The following is a 22,051-nucleotide window of genomic DNA, read 5'->3' on the forward strand; positions in this document are numbered from 1 at the left end:
GGAGCGACATGACCACCCTTCCGGAAGCGGCCCCCGCGCGCGTCGACCTGACCGCGCTCGCCGACCTCGTCACGCCGTGGGCGATCAGGGTCGCGGCGACCCTGCGCCTGGCCGACCACATCGCCGCGGGCCACACGGCCCTGCCCGACCTGGCCCGGGCCGCGGGCGCCGACGCGGACGCGCTGCGCCGCATGCTGCGCGTGCTCACCGGTCGTGGCATCTTCGCCGAGCCGCGGGACGGCACGTATGCGCTGACCCCCGCTGCCGAACTCCTCAGAGAGAGCGGGGCCTTCGGGCTGCGGGCCTGGTTCGACCTGGACGGCATGGGCGGGCGCATGGACCAGGCATTCGGGGGCCTCCTCGACACCGTGCGCACCGGAGAGCCCGCTTATCCCCTCGTCCACGGCCGGCCCCTGTGGCAGGACACTCTGGAGAACCCCGAACTCGCCCGTTCCTACGCCGACTTGATGGCCGCACACACCACCTTCGCGGCCCCGGAGGTCGTCGCCGCCTACCCGTGGCCCGAGCGCGGGCACGTGGTCGACGTGGGCGGCGGCTCCGGGTCCCTGCTCACCCGGCTGCTGACCGCGCGCCCCGGGCTGCGCGGCACGCTGCTCGACCTGCCGGAGGCTGCGGAGGAGGCCGGCCGCGCGCTGGCGGCCGCCGGACACGCGGAACGCGCCTCGGTGCACTCCGGGAGCTTCTTCGACCCGCTGCCGGCCGGTGCCGACCTGTATCTCCTCACCTGGGTGCTGCACGACTGGAACGACGACGACGCGGTGCGCATCCTGCGCCGCTGCGCCGAGGCGACGGCCGACGGCAGCGGCGAGGTCCTGATAGTCGAGAACCTGGTCACCGGAGGGCGCCGCGCCGACGTCGCCGCCGCCATGGATCTACGGCTGCTTGTGCTGTTCGGCGGGCGCGAGCGTACGCCCCGTCAGCTGGACGACCTGGTGTCCCGCGCGGGTCTGCGCGTGACCAGGCGCCGCGTCACCGGGACCGGCATTCATCTGGTGACCTGCGCCAAGTGACACACGGGGGACGGGCGGCACGGTGATGAACCGTGCCGCCCGTCCCCCTTTCTCAAGGACCCGAAAGGCCAGAAGGAGCCGGTCTCAGGACCGCGCCGCCAGCCTCCACCCCCGTGCCCCTTCCCGCTCCCGCCAGAACTCCTGGTACCGCCCCCCGAGCGCCAGCAGTTCCTCGTGCGTGCCCTGCTCCACGACCCGCCCGCCGTCCAGGAAGGCGATCAGGTCGGCGCCGCGGATGGTGTCGAGGCGGTGGGCGACGACCAGGACCGTGCGGTCGGCGGTGAGCGCGGCCAGGGCCTGCTGGACCGCGGCCTCGTTCTCGGCGTCGAGGGCCGAGGTCGCCTCGTCGAGCAGGACGACCGGGCTCTGCTTGAGCAGGGCGCGGGCGATGGAGATCCGCTGTCGCTCGCCGCCGGACAGAGCCGTGCCGCCCTCGCCGACCCGGGCGGCCCAGCCGTCCGGCAGCCGCTCGGCGATCTCGTCGACCCTGGCGAGCCGGCCGGCGGCCCGCACCTCCTCGTCCGTGGCGTCCTCGCGTCCGGCGCGGATGTTGTCCTCGATGGAGCCCTCGAACAGGTAAACGTCCTGGAAGACCATGGCCAGCCGGGACATCAGCTGTTCCGTTGTCAGGTCACGTACGTCCGTGCCGCCGACGCGTACCGTGCCCGCACCGACGTCCCAGAAGCGGGCGATCAGGCGGGTCACCGTCGTCTTGCCGGAGCCGGACGGCCCGACGAGCGCCACGGTGTGCCCGGCCGGGACACACAGGTCGAAGCCGTCGAGGACCATGCGCTCGTCGTCGTAGCCGAAGGAGACACCGTCGAGTTCGACCCCGTACGTCTCCGGGAGCGGCCCCTCAATCGCGGGCTGCGGCAGTGGATCAGAGGCGAGCACCCCCTCCAGGCGCTCCAGGGTGCCGCGGGCGATTCGCAGCGAACCACCCAACTCGGCTGCGGCGCCCATGGGTTCCACGAAACGCACGGCGAGCACCAGCACCGCGATCAGCTCTCCGGCGCCAACCGAGCCGTCGACCGCAAGAACCGTGCCGAGGATCAGGACGCAGGTGAAGCAGAGCTGCACGGCCAGCGCGAAGCCCGCGATGCCGGGCACGCCGATGCGGACGGCGGCGCGGGCCTTGGCACGCTGCTCGCGCAGGGCGGCGTCGAGGAGTTCGTGGTCCTCGGCGGTCCGCCCGAAGGCGCGCAGCGCGGGCTGGTGGCGGGCGAACTCCACCAGCCGGTCCGCCGTCTCGACGGACGCGGCATGGGACTGCCGGTCGACCCGGCCGATCAGCCGACCGGACCAGCGGTAGGCACCGGCCGCGACCGGCGCCGCCACCAGCATGGCCAGCGCGAGCCGCCAGTCGAAGGCGAACATGGCCAGCACGACGACGGCAGGGGTGACGAAGGCGTTGCACAGCGGCCGCAGCAGATTGGCGGCGGCGTTCATCACCTGCACTACGCCCTGTCCCGCCAACTGCCCCAGCGCACCGGTGCGTTCGCCGCCGAACCAGCCCAGCGGCAGCGCGACCACATGGTCGCCGATACGGCGGTGCAGATGCCGTCCGAGCTCCGCGCTGAAGCGGTTGCCCCGCACGGTCGCGGCGAACGCGACGGCGCCGTAGACGGCGGTGGCCATGGCGAGTGCGCCGACCCACGGCCAGGCATCGGCAGGATCGTTGCCGAGGAGCCGGGTCAGCAGCGGGACCAGGAGCGCGTACGCCACGCCTTGGAGAACCGCCGCGAGAGCCGCCCAGAGGAGGACGCGGCGCAGCCTGTCGGTCTGCTCCCGGCCCAGGACGCGTATCAGGAGCGCGGTCATCACGCTCCTCCCTTCTTCTGCAGGGCCCACATGCGGGCGTAACGGCCGTCCAGGGTGAGCAGTTCGTCGTGCGTGCCCTGTTCGGCGATGCGTCCGCCGTCCAGGACGGCGATGTGGTCGGCGTCCCGTACGGTCGCCAGCCGATGGGCGATCACCAGGAGCGTGCGGCCCGCGGCGAGCGCGGACAGGGCCTGCTGTACGGCGGCCTCGGACTCGGGGTCGGCGAAGGAGGTCGCCTCGTCGAGGACGAGGACGGGTGCGTCGGCGAGCAATGCCCTTGCCACGGACAGGCGTTGGGACTCGCCACCGGAGAGGACGGCGTCCTCGCCGATCACCGAGTCGTAGCCGCGCGGCAGTGCGGTGATCCGCTCGTGGATGTGCGCGGCGTGCGCGGCCCGCTCGACGGCCGTGTCGTCGGCGTCCGGCCGGCCGAGCCGGATGTTGTCGCGGACGGTCGTGCGCAGCAGGTGGGGGTCCTGGAAGACGAAGGACACCTGCCGGTACAGGTCGGCCGGGGCGATGTCGCGGACGTCGGTGCCGCCGATGCGTACCGTTCCGGCGGTGGTGTCCCAGAAGCGGGGCACGAGCCGGGCGAGCGTGGACTTGCCCGAGCCGGAGGCGCCGACCAGGGCGGTGACGGTGCCGGGGCGCAGGGTCAGGTCGATGTCGCGCAGGACCTCGGTGACGCCGTCGTAGCTGAAGCTCAGGCCCTCCAGTTCGACCCGGCCGCCGTCCTCGCCCGGTGCCGTCGGCTCGGTTGCTTCGGGCAGCGGGGGAACGGCCAGCAGCGCGTGGATCTGGCGGGCGCTCTGCAGGCCGCCCTGGACGGCGTGCCCGGACTGGGCGAGCCCCATCACGGAGCCGGTGATGGCCGGTCCCAGCAGGACGAACGGCACGAGGTCGACGGCGTCGGCCCAGCCCTGGGTGACGAAGAGGGTGCCGGTGGCGGTGGCGAGCAGCAGGGCGGCGGGGCCGGAGAGGGCGAGCGCGGCCGAGGTGCTGGCCCGCGTCGTGCTCATGATCCAATCGCGGAAGAAGACGGAGAAGCTGTCGGCGGCGTCGTCGTAGGCACGGTGGGCACGGGAGGTGCGGCCGTACGCCTTGATCACCGAGATGCCGTGCACGAGCTCGACCACGGCCGAGTTGACGGCTCCCATCGAGCCGAAGAAGCGTGCCGTCACCTCCTCGCCGCCCGACATGGCCTGCTTGAGAAAGTAAGCGCCGATGACAAGTGGCAACAGCGCGACGAGGGCGAGCCGCCAGTCCACCGCCAGGAGGTAGACGAGGGCGGTCAGCGGGGCCACGAGCGCGGCGGTGACCTCCAGCGCGGTGTGCGCCACCAGGTGGTGCAGGGTGGAGATGTCGTCGGCTGCCGCTTTCTTCACCTCGCCCGAGCTGTTGTCGGTGAACCAGCCGAGCGGCACCCGCCCCAGGTGGCGGGCGAGCCGTCGCCGCAGGTCGAGTTGGAAGTCGGCGTCGGCGTGGTGGGTCAGGATGCCCGCGGCCGCGTACAGGACGAGCCGGGCGACGAGGGCGCCGACGGCCGTCCAGGCCGCCGCCCAGGCGCGGCCTTCGTCCGGCCCGCCCGGCGCCAGCAGAGCCCGGGCCAGTTCGGCGACGGCGATGAACGGGATCATCGAGCAGACCGCGGCGGCCGCCTGGGCCAGGATCGCGGCGGTCAGGCGCCCGCGTATGGGGGTGATCAGTTCACCGAGGCCCGGCGGCTTCGCCGGGGTCTCGGGTGCGGGGAGGGTGTCGGGGGTGCCCTCTCGCGTGTCGGCGAGGGCCGCGCCGGTCATGGTGGTTGTTCCTCTCGGGTCAGGGGGTGGAACGGAGTACTGCGAAATCGGGGGCAAGAGGGGTGCAGACGAGTCCGGCCACCGCGGCTTCCTCCGCGAGCGCGTCGATGCCGATGCCGGACCAGGGCAGGGGTACGGCGTGTTCGCGTACGACCGTCCCGCCGTCGCGTACGCGGTAGGTCAGCGTCCAGCCGTCGTCGGCGCCCTGGCTCCACGACTCGTAGTCCAGGTCGCCCACACGGCGGGTCGCCAGCCGCAGCGCGGCGCGGGTCGGGGGTGCGGTGCGGTCGAGGACGTCGATGACGGCGGGGGCTCCCGGTGCCAGCCGCTCGGCCAACGTCCGCCACAGGGCGGCGCGTTCGCCGGGGTCGAGATGGCCGACGACGCCGAGGGCGACGGCCGCGCACAGGCGATGCGGGAGGCGTACGTCGTCGAGCGTGCCCGCGGTGACGGTGACGCGTTCGGCGAGCCCGGGACGGCAGGCGAGCCGCGTGGCCAGCGCGATGCGCATCCCGGCGGACGGCTCGACCGCCAGTACCCGCGCTCCGGCTACGGCGTCGGCGGCGGCCTCGGTGGACAGGCCGGTGCCTGCGCCGAGATCGAGCAGCGGCCCGTTCGCAGAGTCGACGCCATCGAGGGCGCGGCGCAGGAGCGGACCGAGCCGTGCCCAGGCAGGCCCGGCCAGCAGGTCGTAGAACTCGGCCGCACCGCCGTACAGATCAGGGTCGGTGTCAGGCAGCAGGGACATCGGCCGGCTCCTGCTCCTTGGCGGTCAGCTGGTCCTTGTCCCGGATGAGCGTCCACGAGGCGAGGGCGGCCAGCAGGCTGACCACGGACGCTGTCACGCAGATCGTCGCGAGGCCGCCGGTCAGCGCGGAGCGGGCCGCATCCAGGACGGGTTCGCGCGCACCGGCAGGCAGGGCGCGTTCGAGTGGCCCGAACTGCCCGGCTGCGACTGCGTCCCGTACCTGCTGGCGCATCCCCTCCGGGACGTGCAGCGCGGCGAGTCGCGCGTCGTCGAGGTCGTGGTCGATACGGGTGCTGAACACCGCGCCGAAGGCGGCGACGCCGGCCGCCGTGCCGAGCGGGAAGAAGGTGTTGGTCATCCCCGAGGCCATTCCGGCCCGCTCCGGCGGTACGACACCGACGGCGATGCCCATGAGCGGCGGGAAGGCGATCGCCCCGCCGGTGCCCAGCAGCACCAGCCCCGGCAGCATCACCAGCCAGGAGTCGTCGGGCCCGACCCGGGCCATGGTGAGCAGCCCGACCGCGGTGATGCCCGTGCCCAGCGCCATGACGCCGCGTGTGGGCAGCACCTTCAGCAGCAGCCCGCTGAACGGGGCGACCAGCATGATGAAAGCCGTCATCGCGAGCAGCCGCAGCCCGGTGCCGAGCGGGCCGTGCCCGAGCATCCCCGACAGCCACAGGATCAGATACGGCAGGACACCGAAGCTGACCACCCGGCAGACGAAGCTCAGCACGATCGCCCCGCTGAACGACGGCACCCGCAGCAGCCGTACGTCGAACAGGGCCGCCTCCCGCTGCCGCACCTCCCACGCCACGAACCCGGCTATGAGCAGGGCCCCGCCGACGAGCGGCAGCAGCGCTGACACGGACGTCCAGCCGTCGCTGGGGCCGGTCACCAGGCCGTAGTTGAGGCCGAGCAAGGCCCCTGCGGCGAGCAACAGCCCGACGAGGTCGAACCGTCCCTCGGGACGCGGCAGTTGACCGGCCTCATCACGAGGAACGCGCAGTGCGGTGCCGAGCACGATGAGGACACCGACCGGCAGGTTGACGTAGAAGATCCACCGCCAGTCGAGACCCTCGACGACGGCACCTCCGACCAACGGACCGAGGGCCGCGGCGGCGCCGCCCGCCGCGGAGAACATCCCGATGGCCGACTGACGGCGCCGGCCCTCGTAGGCCCCGGCTATCAGCGCCAGCGCGGTGGACATCACCAGCGCGCCGCCCAGGCCCTGGAGGGCGCGGCAGGCGATCAGCGTGCCGACGCCGGGGGCCGCGCCGCAGCCCGCCGACGCGGCGGTGAAGACGGCGACGCCGGTCAGGAACAAGCGACGCCGGCCGATGCGGTCGGACAGCGATCCGGCGGGCAGCAGGAGGGCGGCGAAGACGAGGGTGTAGGCGTTCACCACCCACTGCAGTCCGGTCAGTCCGGCGTCGAGGTCGGCGGCCACCTCGGGCAGCGCGACGTTGACGACGGTGATGTCCAGTGTCATCAGCACGGCGGCCAGTGACGTCGTGGCGAGCAGCCAGCCGCTGCCGGCCGCCGGGGCGGTCTCGTCCGGCACTTCCCGGCGTACGTCCTGGGTCATGGGAAACCCCTCACAGACATGGATATACGGCGTATACAAACGGGCGGACGGCAGCGGCGCACCGTAGGAAGCGGTGCGCCGGACTTCGCGTCCCAGGGAGGGGACGGCGGGTCAGTCCGCCAGCAGGCCCCGCAGGAGGGCCCTCAGACCGGGCACGAACGCGTCCTCCGCCGCGCCCGCGCGCGGCGGCCGGGACAGCATCCGGGCCAGTCGGGGATGGTCGTCCATACGGACTCGGGTCATCAGCTCATGCCGGGCGGGGCGGCCCTCGGGCCCCAGCGCGGGCAGGTACGACAGGTGGCCGAAGGTGTACCACCACAGTGCCCAGTAGGCGTCGCCCGCCTGCTCGTCGTCCAGCCCGGCCTCCGCCAGGAGGGCGAGCACATGCTCGACGAAGCGTGCGGCGCTCGGCCCGAACAGCTCGCCACCCCTGAGGACTTCCGCTACCCACGGCTCGGCCGTCAGATGGTCGTGCAGCGCGCGGAAGGCCAGCACCAGGCGGTCCGAGGGCGAGCCGGTGCCGTCCGGTATCACCAGTTGCTCGGCCACGCCGTCCAGCATGGCGACCAGCAACTCGCGCTTGTCGCCCACGTGCCGGTACAACGCCATGGCCGTCACGCCGAGTTCGGCCGCCACCCGGCGCAGGGTGACCGCCGCCAGCCCCTCGTCGCGGGCCAGCCGCCGACCGGCGGCCACGACGCTCGCCCGGCTCAGCGGAACGCGCCGCTTCCCGGTCCCGGGGCTCGTCCCGTCGCTGTCGGTCGTCGTGCTCGGCATACCGCCACCCTAGAGTCACCGTGTCACGTCCTCTCCACGGGCCCGCGCACGGGGCGCATCGCCGCCACCAGGGCTCGGGTCACGTGGTGTTCGGGCCGGCTCAGGACCCGCGATGCCGGTCCCGTCTCACGGATCCGGCCGTCGTGCAGCACGGCCACCCGGCCGCCGAGGCGTGCGGCGACCGACAGGTCGTGCGTGACCATGACGACGGCGAGGCCCAGCTCCGTCCGCAGGCGTGCGATCAGCTCGACGACGCCGGCCGCCACGGACGGGTCCAGCGCGCTGGTCACCTCGTCGCAGAGCAGCACCTCGGGGTTCGCCGCCAGTGCCCGTGCGAGTGCCACGCGCTGCCGCTGGCCGCCCGACAGCGCGCCGGGGAGCCGCTTGGCGAGGTCCGCGTCGAGACCCACCTGCGTCAACAGCCGTTCCACCTCCGCCTGTTGTCGATCGGCCGGGATGTCGCTGCGGAAGGCGAGCGGGCGGCCGACGATCGTCGCCACGGTGTGCCGCGGGTTGAGTGAGGCGTACGGGTCCTGGGGTACGAGCTGCACCTGACGTCGCTGCCGGGGAGCGCGGTCGCGCACGTCACGCGCGAGTTGCTCACCGTGCAGCCTGATCTCGCCGCTCGTGGGGGTGTCGAGACCGGCGAGGCAGCGCAGCAGCGTCGTCTTGCCGCAGCCGGACGGGCCCACGATGGAAAGGCAGTCGCCGGGCCCCAGGTCGAGGGACACGCCGTCGAGGACCGGTTCGTCGCGGCGTGCGAGGGAGAGGTCCGAGGCCCGCAGCAGGGAGCCCTTTTGCGCATCCACCGCGGCGAGGGGCTCAATACCCGCCCCCACATCGCTCAACACGGCTTCGGCAGGGCCGTGTTCGACGATCCGCCCACCATCCATGACCGCCACCCGGTCGGCCACGGCGGCGACCGCGCCGAGGTCGTGGGAGACGAGCAATACCGCCGTGCCCGTCTCGCGGCGCAACCGGGTCAGGTCGGTGAGGAACGCGGCCGCGGTGACCGTGTCCAGGGCGCTGGTCGGCTCGTCCAGGACCAGCAGCCGCGGTTCTGCGGACAGCGCCACGGCCAGCGCGACCCGCTGCCGCTGGCCTCCGGACAGCTGGGGGGGCCGACGGTGCACGACCTGCGAGGGCCGGTCCAGTCCAGCGAGCCGCAGGGCCCCTTCCGTCCTCTGCGGCCATTGCTCCTTGGGTACCCGGCGGGCCCGCAGCACTTCGGCGATCTGGGCATCGACCCGCAGGTGCGGTGCCAGTGCGGTGCGCGGGTCCTGGGCGACGTAGCCGCACACGGATGCGCGCAGCCGCCGTAGCCGGCGCTCGTTGAGCGCCAGCGTGGGGTGGCCATCGAGCCGTGCCTCGCCGCCGGTGTGCCGCAGTCCCGCCGCAACATGTCCGAGGGCGGCGAGGACGAGGGTGCTCTTGCCGCTGCCCGACTCCCCCACGACGGCGAGGAGTTCACCGGGAACGAGGTCGAGGTCAACTCCGTCCAGCACGGTACGCCCGTCCTCGGTCTCCACACGCAGCCCTCGCACGGAGAGCAAGGCGTCCGACTTCCCCGAGACGTCGCCCGCTTGAGCGAGGGTGCGGCGGCGGCCCACCGCCCGTGCGGTGGTCCCGGGGAACGCCGCGTCGAGCAACAGGTTCGTGGCGAGCAGGAGTACGAGGAGCAGAGCCGCCGGTGCGAGGACCGCGAGGGGCTGCAGGGTGAGCCCGTCGCGGTTCTCCAGCACCATCAACCCCCAGTCGGGGGACGGAGGTTGGGCGCCGTAGCCGAGGAACGCGGCGGTGGCGACGACGGTGATCGCGCCGAGGAAGCGGACCCCGGCGTCGGCGGCGAGCACCGGGGCGAGATTGGGCAGCACCTCACACCACAGCACGCTCACCGTGCGCTCGCCTCGCGCGACGGCGACCTCCACGTAGTCCTGGGCCAGGATCCGCAGGGTCGCGGCGCGGACCACGCGGATGCTCTCGGGCAGCAGTACGAGTCCCGTGGCGAGCGCGACGCCCGCCGGGCCGCGCCCGGTGGCCACGACCACCACGCTCAGCAGCAGGAAGGCGGGCATGCCGAGCAGGACGTCGGCCAGGCGCAGGATCAGTGTGTCGGTCCAGCCCTCGCGCCAGGCGGCGGTCATGCCGGCCGCCGCGGCGAGGGCGCAGACCGCCGCCGTGACCGCGAGCCCGTTCAGCAGCAGGGAGCGGCCGCCGGCCAGTACCCGGCTGAGTACGTCGGAGCCCAACCGGTCGGTTCCCAGGGGGGCTTGGGCGCTGCCAGGCGCGTACGGGATGTCCACGGGGTCCGTCACGGCGTGCGGCGCGAACAGCGGTCCGAGGAGGGCTACGGCGACGACCAGCAGCAGGACCGCGAGCGCGGCGCGCCCGCGCCACCGCCGTCGCGGCGGGGCGTCGGTCGTCGTGGCCGCCACGGATGGCGTGCGCACGGGTGTGAGGGTCATCGCGGTTGCCTCTGCACGGGGTCGAGGAGCGGTACGGCCAGGTCGGCGGCGAGGTTCGCGGCCACCGCGACGGCGGCGCCGAGCAGGGCCACCGCCTGCACCACGGGGACGTCCCGGGCCGCTGTGGCGTCCACCAGGAGTGCGGCGAGCCCGGGGTAGCCGAACAGGGACTCCGCGACCAGCGCCCCGCCGAGCAGATAGGCGACGGTGCGGGCGAGCATCGGGACGGCGGGGCCGAGCCCGGCGGGCAGGACGTAGCGCAGGGCGACCCGGTGTTCGGGCACCCCGTTCAGGCGCGCCGCGTCCACCGCCGGGGACCGGGCGGCCTCGGCCACTCCGGCCCGGACGAGCCGCAGGTTCTGCGCCAGGCTCACCGAGACGAGGGTGAGCACCGGCAGGACGAGGACGGCCGGATCGTCGAGCGGTCCCTGCCCGGCGCCGAGCAGGGACACGGCGGGCAGCCAGCCCAGGCCGGCCGCGAACACCGCCATCAGCAGGGCGCCGGTGACGAACTCCGGCACGGCAGCCAGGCCGAGCGCCCCGCCCGAGACAATACGGTCACCGCGCCGCCCGGACCGTAGCCCCGCCCACAGTCCGAGCCCGACAGCGAGCGGGCCCAGCACGGCCGTGGCGGCGAGTCCCAGCACGAGGGAGTTGCCGAACCGGTCGGCGATCAGCTCGCCCACCGGACGGCCGCTCGCGTAACTCGCGCCGAAGTCACCGCGGATGGCGTGCCCGAGCCAGTCGAGGTACCGCAGTGGAGCGGGCCGGTCGAGCCCCAGCCGGTCCCGCAGCGCCGCGACGGCATCCGCGGAGGCCTGCGGGCCGAGCCGGGCGGTGGCCGCGTCGCCGGGGGCGGCCTCGGTGGCGGCGAACACCAGCACCGACACGGCGAACAGCACGAGCAGCGCCCCGCCGATCCGGTTCAGCCACCAGCGCGAGAACCCCAGTCGCTTCCCGCCCGTTCGACCCATGAGGCCGGTTCGGCTCATTCGACGAACGCGTCCCGCAGGCTGGGGAAGTCCGCGTAACCACGCGACTTGACCCCATGCGCCTTCGCCGCCGAACCCGACACGGTCGGCACGCGCGCGAACAGCGCGTCCCCGCCGTGCTCGTGCAGATGCTTCAGCACGTCCGCGACCCGGGCCCGCCGCTGCTCCTCCCGTGTCGCCCGGTTCATGGCGGCGATCAGCGGATCGAGCGCGGCCGCGTCCTTGATGCCGGTGAGCGGGAACGAAGCCGTCGAGCCGTAGTACGTCCGGATCGCCAGCGGCAGCGGGTTGGGGTGGTAGGCGGCGGTCTGGACCGGCGTGCTGAGGATGGTCTTGAAGTCGCTGTAGTAGTCGGCGGCGGGCACCTTGTCGAGCGTCGCCTTGATGCCGGCCTTTTCGAGCATCGGCACCATCGCGGTGGCGCTCTCCTCGGTGCCGTAGTCGTAGTCGGAGGTGCGGATACGCAGGGCGAGCCCCTCCTGTCCGGCCTCCTTGAGCAGCTTGCGGGCCTGCTCGGGGTCGTAGGCGGTCTGCGCGATGCCCGTGTCGTAGTACGGCTGGTGCGCGCCCACGAGGTCGTTGCCGACTTCGCCCTGGCCGAGGGTGACCGTCCGGACCAGGGATTCACGGTCGAGCGCGAGCTTCACAGCCCGTACGACACGGGCGTCGGTGAACGGCTTCAGCCCGAGGTTCATGGGGAGGTTGAGGTCGACCCACAGGTCCTTGGACGGGGTTTCGAGGCGCAGTGCGCTGTTGCCGCGTTCGGTGCGCAGTGCGGTCAGGGCGAGCCCGCCCGCGTACTCGAACTGGCCCGACTTCAGGCCGCTGAGCCGTGCCGCCGCGTCGGTGACGGGGATCAGCTCCAGCTCGTCGAGGTAGGGGCCGCCGTTGTCCGCGTCCCAGTAGTCCTCGCGGGGCACGAGCAGGCTGCTGCGCCCGGCCTGCCACTTCTTCAGCACGTAGGGCCCGCTGCCCACGGCCTTCGCGAGGTTCTTGGTGCCGTCGGGGAAGACGAACATCGAGTGCGCGAGGGCGAGATCGAAGAACCCGTCGGCCATGGTGAGCGGCAGCTCGACGGTCAGCGCGTCACGCGCGCGTGCCTTCTTCAGGTCGAGGTGCGTCATGAACCCGGCCTGCGGGCTGCGCTTCTCGACGAGTGTGCGCAGGCTGAACAGCACGTCTTTCGCGGTGAGTTGGCGTCCGTCGCTGAAGGTGACGCCCTTTCTGATCCGTACGGTCCACTGGGTGGCGTCGGAGTTGGGCTCGACGGTTTCCGCCAGCCGCCACACCGGCCTTCCGCCGTCCAGTTCACCGAGGGCGTCCCAGACGACGCGGGCCCTCACGTAGTCGATGCCGACGCCCGCGGCCAGCGTCGGGTCGGTGGACTCCGTGCTGCCACCGATGAACGCCGCCCGCAGCTTCCCGCCCTTGCGCGGAGTGGCGGACGCCCTCGCGGCGGCGGGCTGCTCATCGCTCCCGCCTCCGCAGGCCGCCAGCACCCCGCCGACGGCCACCGCCATCGCCCCTCCCGCGACGCCGCGCAATGCGGCACGCCGAGTTATCACTCTGGTTCCCTCTCCCCTTGCACACACACCGGCCCCAGGCAGTCGAACGCCCGGGGTATACGACGTAGACGACCCTACCCATGACGAAAATCATTTTCAATAACAAGCCGGATACGGCCGCCTCGAAGAGCTGGGCGATTTGGCGGCGCGATCAGCGCACCCGGGTCTCCTCCAGCGGGGCCACGTGCGTGGGCCGGCCCGCCTCGCTGGGCAGATGGGGTGTGTGGTTGACCAGGCGGGCGGAGTTGCCGACGACGGCGATGCTGCTGGTGTTGTGCAGCAGGGCGGCGGCGACCGGGTTGAGGGAGCCGCCCGCGCCGGCAACCAGGCCGGCGAGGTTGACGCCGATGGCGAGACCATAGTTCTGCCGTACGACGCGCAGGGTGTGGCGGCTGAGTTCCACGACGGCGGCGACCTGGCGGAGGTCGTTGCCCGCGAGGGCGATGTCGGCGGTCTCCAGGGCGACGTGGGAGGAGTGTTCACCCATGGCGATGCCGACGTCGGCCAGCGCGAGGGCAGGGGCGTCGTTGGTGCCGTCGCCGACCATGGCCACCATGTGGCCTTCCTGCTGGAGGTCGCGGATGAGCTGGAGTTTGCCTTCAGGGAGAGCGTGTGCGTGGACTTCGGCGATGTCGAGGGCGTCGGCGACGACCTGGGCGGTTTCGGGGGCATCGCCGGTCAGCAGGATGATGCGCTGGACACCGAGGTCGCGCAGTTGCCGGACGACCGTGCCGGCTCCGGCGCGCACCGCGTCGGAGACGCCGAGCATGCCGATCAGGGCCTCGTCGTGGGCGAGGCAGATGACGGTCTCGCCCTGGCGGCGCAGTTGCTCGGTCCACTCCTGGGCGACCGGGGTGAGTTCCAGGCCGTGCCGGCGCAGCAGGGCGGGGCTGCCCACCAGGAGGCGGGTGCCGTCGAGTTCGGCGCGCATGCCCATGCCCAGGACTACTTCGCATGCCTGGTGGATCGGGATGTGCAGGTGCTGTTCCTCTGTGCGGTTGACGATGGCCTGGGCCAGCGGGTGGCGGGCGTGGAGTTCTCCGGAGGCGGCCAGGCTGAGGACGTTGTCGGCCGTGTAGTCGGCGTGGAGCGCGACGACGCTGGTGACCAGCGGGCGGCCGAAGGTGAGGGTGCCGGTCTTGTCGAAGACGACGGCAGTGACCCGGCCCACGCCCTCCAGGTGCGTGCCGCCCTTGATCAGGGTGCCGTGGCGGGCGCCGTTGCCGATGGCCGCGCTGATCGCGGTGGGCGTGGCCAGGCCGGCCGCACACGGGCAGGCGACCAGCAGCATCGTCATCGCACGCCGGGCGTCCCGCGTGAGCGCGTACGTCCCGGTCGCCAGCGCCAGCGACACGGGGACGAAACGGCGGGTGAAGCGGGTCGCGACGGTCTGGATCGGGGCCCGGTCGGCCTGGGCCTCCTCGACGCGGCTGATGATCCGACCGACGGTGGTGTCGCCGCCCACGGAGGTGGCGCGGACGGTGAGGGAGCCGGACGTGACGAGGGTGCCGGCGTACACCTCGGAGCCGTCCCGGGTGTAGACCGGGAGGGCCTCGCCGGTGATCGCGGCCTGGTCGACCAGCGCCTCGCCGGATAGCACCGTCCCGTCGACGGGGATCTTGTGGTGTTCGTAGACCGCGACCACGTCGCCGGGTGTGACGTCGTCGAGCGCGACTTCGACCTCGACGTCGTCGCGTACGAGCCAGACGCGCTCCTCGCCGATGCTGAGCAGTTCCTCGATGGCGCGGCGGGTGCGGCGCAGGGTGATGGTCTGGAGGAACTCGCCGATGTTGAGCAGCCACAGCACGGTGAGTGCGACCACGTTCTCGCGCAGCAGCAGGGAGATGACCGTCGCGGCGGTGACCAGGGTGTCGGTGCCCGGATGCTGACGGCCCGTCATGGTGCGTAGCGCGCCGCGGAAGAACGGCAGACCACTGAAGACCGTGACGGCTCCGAGGAAGCCGAAACGGGCTCCGGTGACCCAGGGTGGCCGACGGAGCACCAGACGGTGCACGGCCACCACGGCGAGCACGGCCCCGCCCACGACCAGCCGGGCCAGCTCACCGGTGGAGGAGTCGGGCACCGACCGGGTCCGCTTCTCCGGTACGGAAGGAGGCGGAGCTTCTTCCAGCGCATCGACCAGCCGGTCGATATCGAGGTGCTCGGGCGCGACCCAGATGACGACGCTCCCCGTGCGCGGGAAGATCCGCAGGGCTCGGAAACCCGGGAGATCGGCGAGCCGATCGTCGACCAGTCCGGCGCAGCCCGGCCGGGCCTTCAGCCACGGGACGGCCAGCCGCACGCGACCCGCGGCGGCGGAGCGGACCAGGACGTCAGTCATGATCAGTGCTCGTGATCGTGGTCGTGACCGCTGATGTCGACCGCGGACGGGGGTGGTGCCTCCTCACCCAGTGAGGAGCGTGCCTCCGCCATCATGTCCCCCGCCTTGAGCCGGGCTTCCTCCGCGGCCGCCCCGAGCCAGCGGGCGGCCACGATCCCTCCGGCGAGGCCGCCGACCACAGCTTTGCGGGTCGCGGGTTTGGCCTTGGGGGCGGCCTTGCTCGCGCCCCGCACGAGAGCCACGCCGACCAGCCCGGATACGGCGTGATGAACGAGGCGACCGAGGGTGGCACCGGCGAGAGCGGCGGGATGCATGAGGACCTCCCCGGGTCCAGGCCGTGCAGCGGATCGCACAGCTACCTCAATTGTGCTCCCCTATGCCGTTGCATCGCATTTGTTGCACAAGGAACAGCGTTGCCCGTGTTCAGGTTGAGCCGGCACGAGCCCCGCGCGTGGGGCGTCAGCTCACGGGGGGCCATTGCGCCCGAGGCGGTGATTGCCGGCCAGCCGGCAGGCGACGTGGATCGGCACGTTCTCGCCGCCTGCCTGCCCGGCGATGTCCCCGTACAGCGGGGAGGACCAGCACCAGCCACCGGGACGAGGAGGCGGCCATGGGATCCTCCACCACCGTTGCCGAACAGCGGCGCCGCCCGCTGTTTGAAAATGACCTCCATCTCTGTTCTCCCAGGTTTCGGGCCAGAGCCGTAGTCGGGCGGACGCCTCATGGGGAGGGGGCGAGCGGAAGGGCGTCCGTGTACGCGTTCACGGGACGGTCGACCCGCTTGACCGCACGGGCGTCGAGCGCGGCCACGGCGGTGCTCGTCCCCAGGGTTCCGCCGGGGTGCCAGGTCCCTGTGACCGACACCCACGTGTCGGCGGGCGGGGCCGGACTCCCGTGGATCCGTACCTTCACGAACTGGGCGTCCGCCGCGCAGCACATGAAGATGGTCCGGGTCAGGTACCAGCCGTCACCCCGCCGGTCGGGCGTGACGAACCCTGTCATCTCGACGCTGCGCCCCTTGATGGCCTGGTCGCGGTCCTGCTGCACGCGGCCGATGAAGTCGGTCAGAGTCAGCGGGACCGGGGAGGTCGCGGGCAGTGGATCGAAGTGGTCCCGTTCCGTGACGACCTTGGGCGCCTCGCGGGAGGCGGTGTAGGCGCCGAGGGCCGGTGGGGCGTAGAGGAGCAGACTCAGCGCCGGGAGGAGCAGCAGCCATGCGACATGGGGCGCGGTGGAGTGATCGTGGCCATGTCCGCGGTCGCCGTAGTCGTGGCTCCCAGCCTCGCGCGACGCATCGTCCCCGCCCGGCCGCCGGTGCGACCACACATCCAATGCCTCCGCCACTCCCAGCAGGACAAGCAGCACTCCCGACGCGATCACCAGTGGACGCATCCCCTCCTTGACGTACCTCAGGCACAGGTCGGTGAAGAGGGAGGCATGCAGCAGGCCGAGGCCGATGAGGACGAGCAGGACCATCTGCAGGGGCCGTTTCACAGCAGCACCCCTCCGGCCAACGCGCTGCACAGGAGGGCGACGACCGTCGTGGCAGCGGAGAAACGGACCGCGAAGGCCCGGCCGAACGTGCCCGCCTGAAGGGCGATCAGCTTCAGGTCGACCATCGGCCCGACCACCATGAACGCCAGCTGCGCGACAGGTGAGAAGCCGGTGAGCGAGGCCGCGACGAACGCGTCGGCTTCGGAACACACCGCGAGCACGATGGCGAGCGCGCCGAGGAAGAGCACCGACACCCAGAGTGAGCCGGAGAACGTGTCGAGGACGGAGCGCGGGACCGTCACATTGAAGGTGGCCGCAGCCATGGCGCCGAGGACCAGGAAACCGCCCGCGTGCAGGAAGTCGTGCCGCAAGCCGCGCCGGAACTCCGTCCAACGGCTGCGCCCCGGCTGGTGTCCCGTATGCCGCACACCCGGCCGGAGCCACTCCGCACGGCCCAGGAAGAGCCACAGCCAGCCCATCACAGCGGCCGTGGCGAGCGAGGCGAGCGGCCGGGCCGCCACCATGGCGGGACTGCCGGGGAAGGCGATGGCTGTGGCGGTCAGGACGACCGGGTTGACGGCGGGCGCCGACAGCAGGAACGCGAACGCGGCGGCCTCAGGGACACCGCGCCCGATCAGGCTCTTCGCGACCGGTACCGACGCGCATTCACAGCCGGGCAGGACAACGCCGGCGGCTCCGGCGACCGGGACGGCGAGCACAGGGTTCCGGGGCAGCATCCGACGGAACAGCCGGGCCGGTACGAACGCGTTGATCGCGCCGGACAACGCGGTTCCCAACAGCAGGAAGGGCAGCGCCTGCACAGTGACAGCGAGACAGATGGTCCGCCATGCCTGCAAGGCCGGTTCGTCCCCCCACCGGCCGATCACGAAGAGCGCTGTACCAGGAAGGGTGGCCGCCGCCAATAACAGGAGCGGCCATAACCAGGGCCGGGCTTCGGGGGCTTCATCGGGCGCCGGAGGCGCCGCGACGGCTGCCTCCGCCTCCTCGGCCAGTTCCTCTGTCTTCTGCACGCCAGCTCCGAATGCCAGATGTTCGGATCGAACACAACGGACTCCGGACCCCATGCCTGCCCCCCGACGCGCCTGCTCCGGTGCTCTGTTGGAGATCCGTTCGAAGGCAGACCCTAGCCAGTCCAGCGGTAACTCGGCGAAGTGGCACCGCACTTCGCGGAACGCTGTCCGGGATGCGGCAAGCATCCCGACGGCACTCGCCGCATAACGACACCGCACCGGCTGGGCATGGGGCGGGAGTCCGTTGCATCTCGCCGAGCCGCGGCCGGGTCCGCGGCTCGGCTCAGTACGCGGGGATCACGAACAGTTGCGGTCGGCGTACGACAGGCATCATTTGTCCGCAAGGCGTTCTTCGCTCACAAGCCCCCGGCCAACTGCCCTGCTCCGGCGGCTGGCCGCCATGGTCCGCGGCGTGGACGTCGCGTCGCTGAGCGAGCTGCAGCACGCGCTCGGCGACGGCTTCACCCCCGACCGGATAGAGCGATGGACGGCGGCCTGGCCACACGCCTCACCGACGGCCTGCGTCATCTGGACGCCTACGAGGCCCGACCGGTCGGTGACTGTCCTCGCCGCGCGTGAGTGGGGTGACCGACGAGGGCAGAACAATGAGTCGAGCGACGGGAACGTCGGCAACAGCGGTACGCCGTCGGCCTCGACGAGCGCTTCACGATCATCGCCGACATCGTTGAGTACAGCGGCGCGCGCCGCCCGGACAGGCACCTCGTCGTGGACTCTGCTGCGGACCTTGCGACTCCCCACCGCGGACATCGCGGCCGTGGACCTCCTCGCCGAACGCAGCAACCGCGACTCCTTGACCCGGGCGGCCACCCCGCACCCCTGCCGCCGCCTCACATGCCCGACTGCTGCGGCAGCCGGGGTTCGGACGGACCGAAGCGGGCCGGGAGCACGACGACAGCCACGTCGTCGTCGCCATCCGCTGACGCCAGTTCCACTGCCCGGGCAACGGTGTGAAGCTTCTCCCCCACGACGGCCCAGCAGTTCACCGAGCAGTCCACCACCTGAGGCCGCTCCCGCCCGTCACCACGCATCTGCGCCGCAGCGGTCGCTGCGGCATTCGCCCACCACGCCTCAATTCCACAACCTATTGCCACGGTTTGGTCCCGCCATGACCTTTTACCGCGCAGGATCGTACTGGCGAACGGCGACAGCGATCCGCATTCCACATGCATAGATCGCTATATGTTAATGTCGCTATGAGCAGCCCGAGCTCACCGCCCGGGGCAGCACCAAGCACGAGCAAGGAGTTCCTCCATGGCCACCGCCACAGAGCACCGCACGCACGCCGACCACGCGCACACCCACGGCGACGGCTGCGGCCACGTCGCCATCCCGCACGGCGACCACACCGACTACGCCCACGACGGCCACATCCACCGCACCCACGACGACCATGTCGACGAGTGCGCCACATCCGGCCACGCCGTCCACGAAGAGCACGACCATGCGCACGGCGACGGCTGCGGCCACGTCGCCGTACCGCACGGCGACCACACCGACTATGTGCACGACGGCCACCGCCACGCCGCCCACGAGGGACACTGGGACGATCACTGACCCACATTCCGGCTGTCGGCGCGCCAGTTCGGGGACCGGCGACAGGGGAACCGAGAGTCATTACCACATGCTAATGTGTGCATATGGCAACGATTCCCCGCCCTCCGGCGGACGAGCCGACCCCGGACCTGCAGGCCGCCAGTGAACTGCTGCGTGCACTGGCGTCACCGGTGCGCCTCGGCATCGTGCGCGAGTTGTCCGACGGCGGGAAGTACGTCCACGAACTGGTGGACGCCCTGAGGGTGAGCCAGCCGCTGGTTTCCCAGCATCTGAGGGTGCTGCGCACTTCCCGGATCGTCACCGCCCGGCGTCAGGCCCGTGAAACCCAGTACACGCTCACCGACGACCACGTGGCGCACATCGTGCTGGACGCCATCCGCCACGCACAGGAGTAGCGTCCACCGCCACGAGACGGCACCACCTCGACGGCCACCCGGCAGCCCCGGGTGGCCGTTCTCGTTCCCAGTTTCCCGCATGCCGCAGAGCTTCTTACTTACAATGGATCCCGTTTTCATATAGCGTCGAGGCGCATGCTCGCTCCGGGAGGCAGCCATGACGACAGAGCGCGAGACGCGCCTGGGCACGGTGCAGGAAACACTCCTCATCCCGCTGTACGGCCGGGCGGTGGAGAGCGGCAAGGAGGAGCCGGCTCTGAGCGATCCGCGGGCCCAGGAGATCGTCGCAGCGATCGACTACGACTTCGCCCGCTTCGACAACCTGCCCAGCCTCGTGGGCACCGTCCTGCGCACCGCCCTGTTCGATCTGTGGGTGTCGGACTTCCTCACCGAGCACCCCGTGAGCACGGTCGTGGAGATCGGCGCCGGCCTCAACACCCGCTACGAACGCGTCGACAACGGCCGGGCCCGCTGGTTCGACCTCGACCTGCCCGACGTGATCGACCTGCGCCGCAGCTTCTTCACCGACACACCACGCCGGACGACGATCGCCGCGTCGGTGACGGATGACGCCTGGGCCACGTCCGTCGCCTCTAAAGCCGAAGGCCCGTGCTTCTTCGCGGCCGAAGCCGTCCTGCCATTCCTTCAGGAGCGCGACGTCCGCCACGCCGTCGACCTGCTCGCCGAACACTTCCCCGGCTCGCTGCTGGCCCTGGACATGGCCGGCCCCGGAATCACCGGCGCCCAGGACGAGCACGACGCGCTGAGCAAGGTCGAGGCCCGCATGCAGTGGGCCTGCGCCGACCCGGCCGAGATCACCGGCTGGCGTCCCGGAACCCGGCTGCTCACCTCATGCACACTCACCGACCTGCCGGCACGGCTGCACGAACGGCTGCCGGCGGCGTATCGGGAGATGCTCTCCGGGCTGGCCCAACAGCGGCTGGTGCAGGTCGACGAGTACCGAATCGGCCTGTTCCGGCTGGCGTGAGCAACATGCTCCGGCTGCCGTGAACCAGACGGACACCCCTATCCCGTGAACCGATCCGTTCTGTCGCGCCCTGGTTCCACGCCGCTTCCCGCAGCAGGCGCAGGCCCTTCAGACCCACGAGGCCCGCGACGCCGAGCGGCAGCGGCAGGGTGCCGAGCAGGCCCAGGTGATGAGGCCGGCGATGGACACCTGGCGATGACGAGGTTCGGCTGGCCCATGGCGACACGGATGTGGGCGGTGGCCAGTGCAGGCGCGTCATGGACCCTGCCCTCGATGACCATCACCTTGCAGCCGTTGCCCTCCAACTCCTTGACCGCGCTCATCTCGTCCTGCGGCAGCAGCCCGGCACACACATCCTGGATGCCGGCTTCGGCGGCCAGGTGAGCAGCGCCCATGAGCGTGGCAAGGGCTCCGGCGGGTTGGCCGTCGACCAGCACCAGTACGACGGTGCGGCCGGACTCTTCGAGTACGTCGACCGTACGGCTGTCGGCGACGACCCTCACACCGACGGCGGGCACGGAGGTCAAGCCTTCAGCGGCGGGCAAGTCGAGGCCGCACTCCCGCCCCGCGGCCACGATCGCGTGAGCCAGCGGATGCTCGGCCGCTGGGGCGGGCGTCGGCAACTCGCCCTCCCTCAGGCCGGATCCGGGCGACGGCCGGACATCGGTGACGCGCGGCAGCGCCTCGGAGAACTCCTCGCCCGACACCGACGGAGCACCGAACACGGCGAGAGTCGCGGCCACCATCCGCTGGTCCCGTCCGACACCCGACCGCCGGCTCCTCGGCAGTGGCGCGCTCTACCGCGTCGAGCACCGGCGCCTCGACAGCAGACGCCGGAGCCCTCCGCACACTGCCCGCGACCGCAAGCCACCCGCCGCCGCCATACATGATCCAGGAATCATATGGACATGGATTTCATTTTCATCTAGATTCGTTCTCACCGATTCGGCGAGTGCGAGGAGGTGCCCCGCATGGACGGCCGAACGACCCGGCAGCGGCTGGCGGTCATGCGCGCGCTCGCGGATTGTGAGGACTTCGTCTCGGCCCAGGCGTTGCACAATCTGCTCGTCGAGAACGGCATCCGCGTCGGCCTGACCACGGTCTATCGCGCCCTGCGCGATCTGGAGGCGTCGGGCGGCGCGGACGTCGTACGCGACGACGCCGGCGAACGGCTTTATCGCACCCGCCCCGCCGACGGCCACCGCCACTATCTGCTGTGCCGCGCCTGCGGCCGCAGCCGCCCCGTGGACTCGGCCATTGTGGAGGAGTGGGCCGGCCGGATCGCCGCCTCCACCGGCTACGCGGCGATGGAGCACACAGTCGAACTCACCGGCATCTGCACCACCTGCCAGCCCTCCGGGGAAGAAGGAGAACCGCCATGCCGCTTGGAGCGCGCCCCGGACACCCAGGGCCGAGCCCGCAACTGCGTGAGCTGAGGGACACC

18 protein-coding genes are annotated in these 22,051 nt (G+C 71.8%); 5 read left to right on the forward strand and 13 right to left on the reverse strand.

Annotated elements, in window-relative coordinates:
• The first annotated feature begins 8 nt into the window (after positions 1-8).
• Positions 9-1,031: a methyltransferase gene (locus tag IE325_RS12465; protein ID WP_190069898.1), complete on the forward strand. Its 1,023-nt coding sequence runs from the start codon at positions 9-11 to the stop codon at positions 1,029-1,031.
• Positions 1,032-1,115: 84 nt separating this feature from the next.
• Here the strand turns inward: IE325_RS12465 and IE325_RS12470 are convergent, their stop codons facing one another.
• The 12 genes from IE325_RS12470 to IE325_RS12525 form a co-directional block, all read right to left on the reverse strand.
• Complete coding sequence (locus tag IE325_RS12470) at positions 1,116-2,852, reverse strand: ABC transporter ATP-binding protein (protein WP_190069899.1); 1,737 nt, start codon at positions 2,850-2,852, stop codon at positions 1,116-1,118.
• Positions 2,852-4,651 carry an ABC transporter ATP-binding protein gene (locus IE325_RS12475; RefSeq protein WP_190069900.1) on the reverse strand — a complete coding sequence of 600 codons (1,800 nt, stop codon included), beginning with the start codon at positions 4,649-4,651 and terminating at the stop codon, positions 2,852-2,854. The genes IE325_RS12470 and IE325_RS12475 overlap by 1 nt, the downstream gene beginning before the upstream one ends.
• A gap of 19 nt (positions 4,652-4,670) precedes the next feature.
• A complete protein-coding gene (locus IE325_RS12480) occupies positions 4,671-5,399 on the reverse strand; it encodes a class I SAM-dependent methyltransferase (protein ID WP_190069901.1) in 729 nt (242 codons plus the stop codon).
• Complete coding sequence (locus IE325_RS12485) at positions 5,383-6,984, reverse strand: MFS transporter (RefSeq protein ID WP_190069902.1); 1,602 nt, start codon at positions 6,982-6,984, stop codon at positions 5,383-5,385. Before IE325_RS12485 ends, IE325_RS12480 begins: the two co-directional genes overlap by 17 nt.
• Positions 6,985-7,095: 111 nt before the next feature.
• Positions 7,096-7,761, reverse strand: a complete 666-nt coding sequence (locus IE325_RS12490) for a TetR/AcrR family transcriptional regulator (protein WP_190069903.1) — start codon at positions 7,759-7,761, stop codon at positions 7,096-7,098.
• Between the two features lie 23 nt (positions 7,762-7,784).
• The gene (locus IE325_RS12495) at positions 7,785-10,211 is read right to left on the reverse strand and encodes an ABC transporter ATP-binding protein/permease (protein ID WP_229911786.1); all 2,427 of its coding nucleotides are present in this window, start codon (positions 10,209-10,211) and stop codon (positions 7,785-7,787) included.
• Between the two features lie 11 nt (positions 10,212-10,222).
• Positions 10,223-11,200: an ABC transporter permease gene (locus IE325_RS12500; RefSeq protein ID WP_190069905.1), complete on the reverse strand. Its 978-nt coding sequence runs from the start codon at positions 11,198-11,200 to the stop codon at positions 10,223-10,225.
• Positions 11,201-11,214: 14 nt separating this feature from the next.
• Positions 11,215-12,738 carry an ABC transporter substrate-binding protein gene (locus IE325_RS12505; RefSeq protein WP_190069906.1) on the reverse strand — a complete coding sequence of 508 codons (1,524 nt, stop codon included), beginning with the start codon at positions 12,736-12,738 and terminating at the stop codon, positions 11,215-11,217.
• A 196-nt stretch (positions 12,739-12,934) separates the two neighbouring features.
• Positions 12,935-15,124 (reverse strand): heavy metal translocating P-type ATPase, encoded by a 2,190-nt coding sequence (locus IE325_RS12510; protein ID WP_190069907.1) that lies wholly within the window; start codon positions 15,122-15,124, stop codon positions 12,935-12,937.
• Between the two features lie 2 nt (positions 15,125-15,126).
• Positions 15,127-15,438 (reverse strand): DUF1490 family protein, encoded by a 312-nt coding sequence (locus tag IE325_RS12515; protein ID WP_190069908.1) that lies wholly within the window; start codon positions 15,436-15,438, stop codon positions 15,127-15,129.
• A gap of 406 nt (positions 15,439-15,844) precedes the next feature.
• Positions 15,845-16,618 carry a TIGR03943 family putative permease subunit gene (locus IE325_RS12520; RefSeq protein WP_190069909.1) on the reverse strand — a complete coding sequence of 258 codons (774 nt, stop codon included), beginning with the start codon at positions 16,616-16,618 and terminating at the stop codon, positions 15,845-15,847.
• Positions 16,615-17,649 carry a permease gene (locus IE325_RS12525; RefSeq protein WP_229911787.1) on the reverse strand — a complete coding sequence of 345 codons (1,035 nt, stop codon included), beginning with the start codon at positions 17,647-17,649 and terminating at the stop codon, positions 16,615-16,617. The genes IE325_RS12520 and IE325_RS12525 overlap by 4 nt, the downstream gene beginning before the upstream one ends.
• 1,272 nt (positions 17,650-18,921) lie before the next feature.
• Here IE325_RS12525 and IE325_RS12530 point away from each other — a divergent pair.
• The 3 genes from IE325_RS12530 to IE325_RS12540 all read left to right on the forward strand — a co-directional run bounded on the left by IE325_RS12530 (position 18,922) and on the right by IE325_RS12540 (position 20,607).
• Complete coding sequence (locus IE325_RS12530) at positions 18,922-19,224, forward strand: hypothetical protein (RefSeq protein WP_190069911.1); 303 nt, start codon at positions 18,922-18,924, stop codon at positions 19,222-19,224.
• An 83-nt stretch (positions 19,225-19,307) separates the two neighbouring features.
• Positions 19,308-19,619, forward strand: a complete 312-nt coding sequence (locus tag IE325_RS12535; protein WP_190069912.1) for an ArsR/SmtB family transcription factor — start codon at positions 19,308-19,310, stop codon at positions 19,617-19,619.
• A gap of 157 nt (positions 19,620-19,776) precedes the next feature.
• On the forward strand, positions 19,777-20,607 hold the full coding sequence (locus IE325_RS12540) for a class I SAM-dependent methyltransferase (RefSeq protein WP_190069913.1): 831 nt from the start codon (positions 19,777-19,779) through the stop codon (positions 20,605-20,607).
• Between the two features lie 38 nt (positions 20,608-20,645).
• Here the strand turns inward: IE325_RS12540 and IE325_RS12545 are convergent, their stop codons facing one another.
• On the reverse strand, positions 20,646-21,353 hold the full coding sequence (locus IE325_RS12545) for a hypothetical protein (RefSeq protein ID WP_190069914.1): 708 nt from the start codon (positions 21,351-21,353) through the stop codon (positions 20,646-20,648).
• Between the two features lie 225 nt (positions 21,354-21,578).
• On the opposite strand from IE325_RS12545, the gene IE325_RS12550 reads away from it, so the two are divergent.
• On the forward strand, positions 21,579-22,043 hold the full coding sequence (locus IE325_RS12550) for a Fur family transcriptional regulator (RefSeq protein WP_190069915.1): 465 nt from the start codon (positions 21,579-21,581) through the stop codon (positions 22,041-22,043).
• Positions 22,044-22,051: the final 8 nt, after the last annotated feature.

Origin of the sequence: Streptomyces lanatus, assembly GCF_014655715.1 — a bacterium.
GTDB lineage: Bacteria > Actinomycetota > Actinomycetes > Streptomycetales > Streptomycetaceae > Streptomyces > Streptomyces lanatus.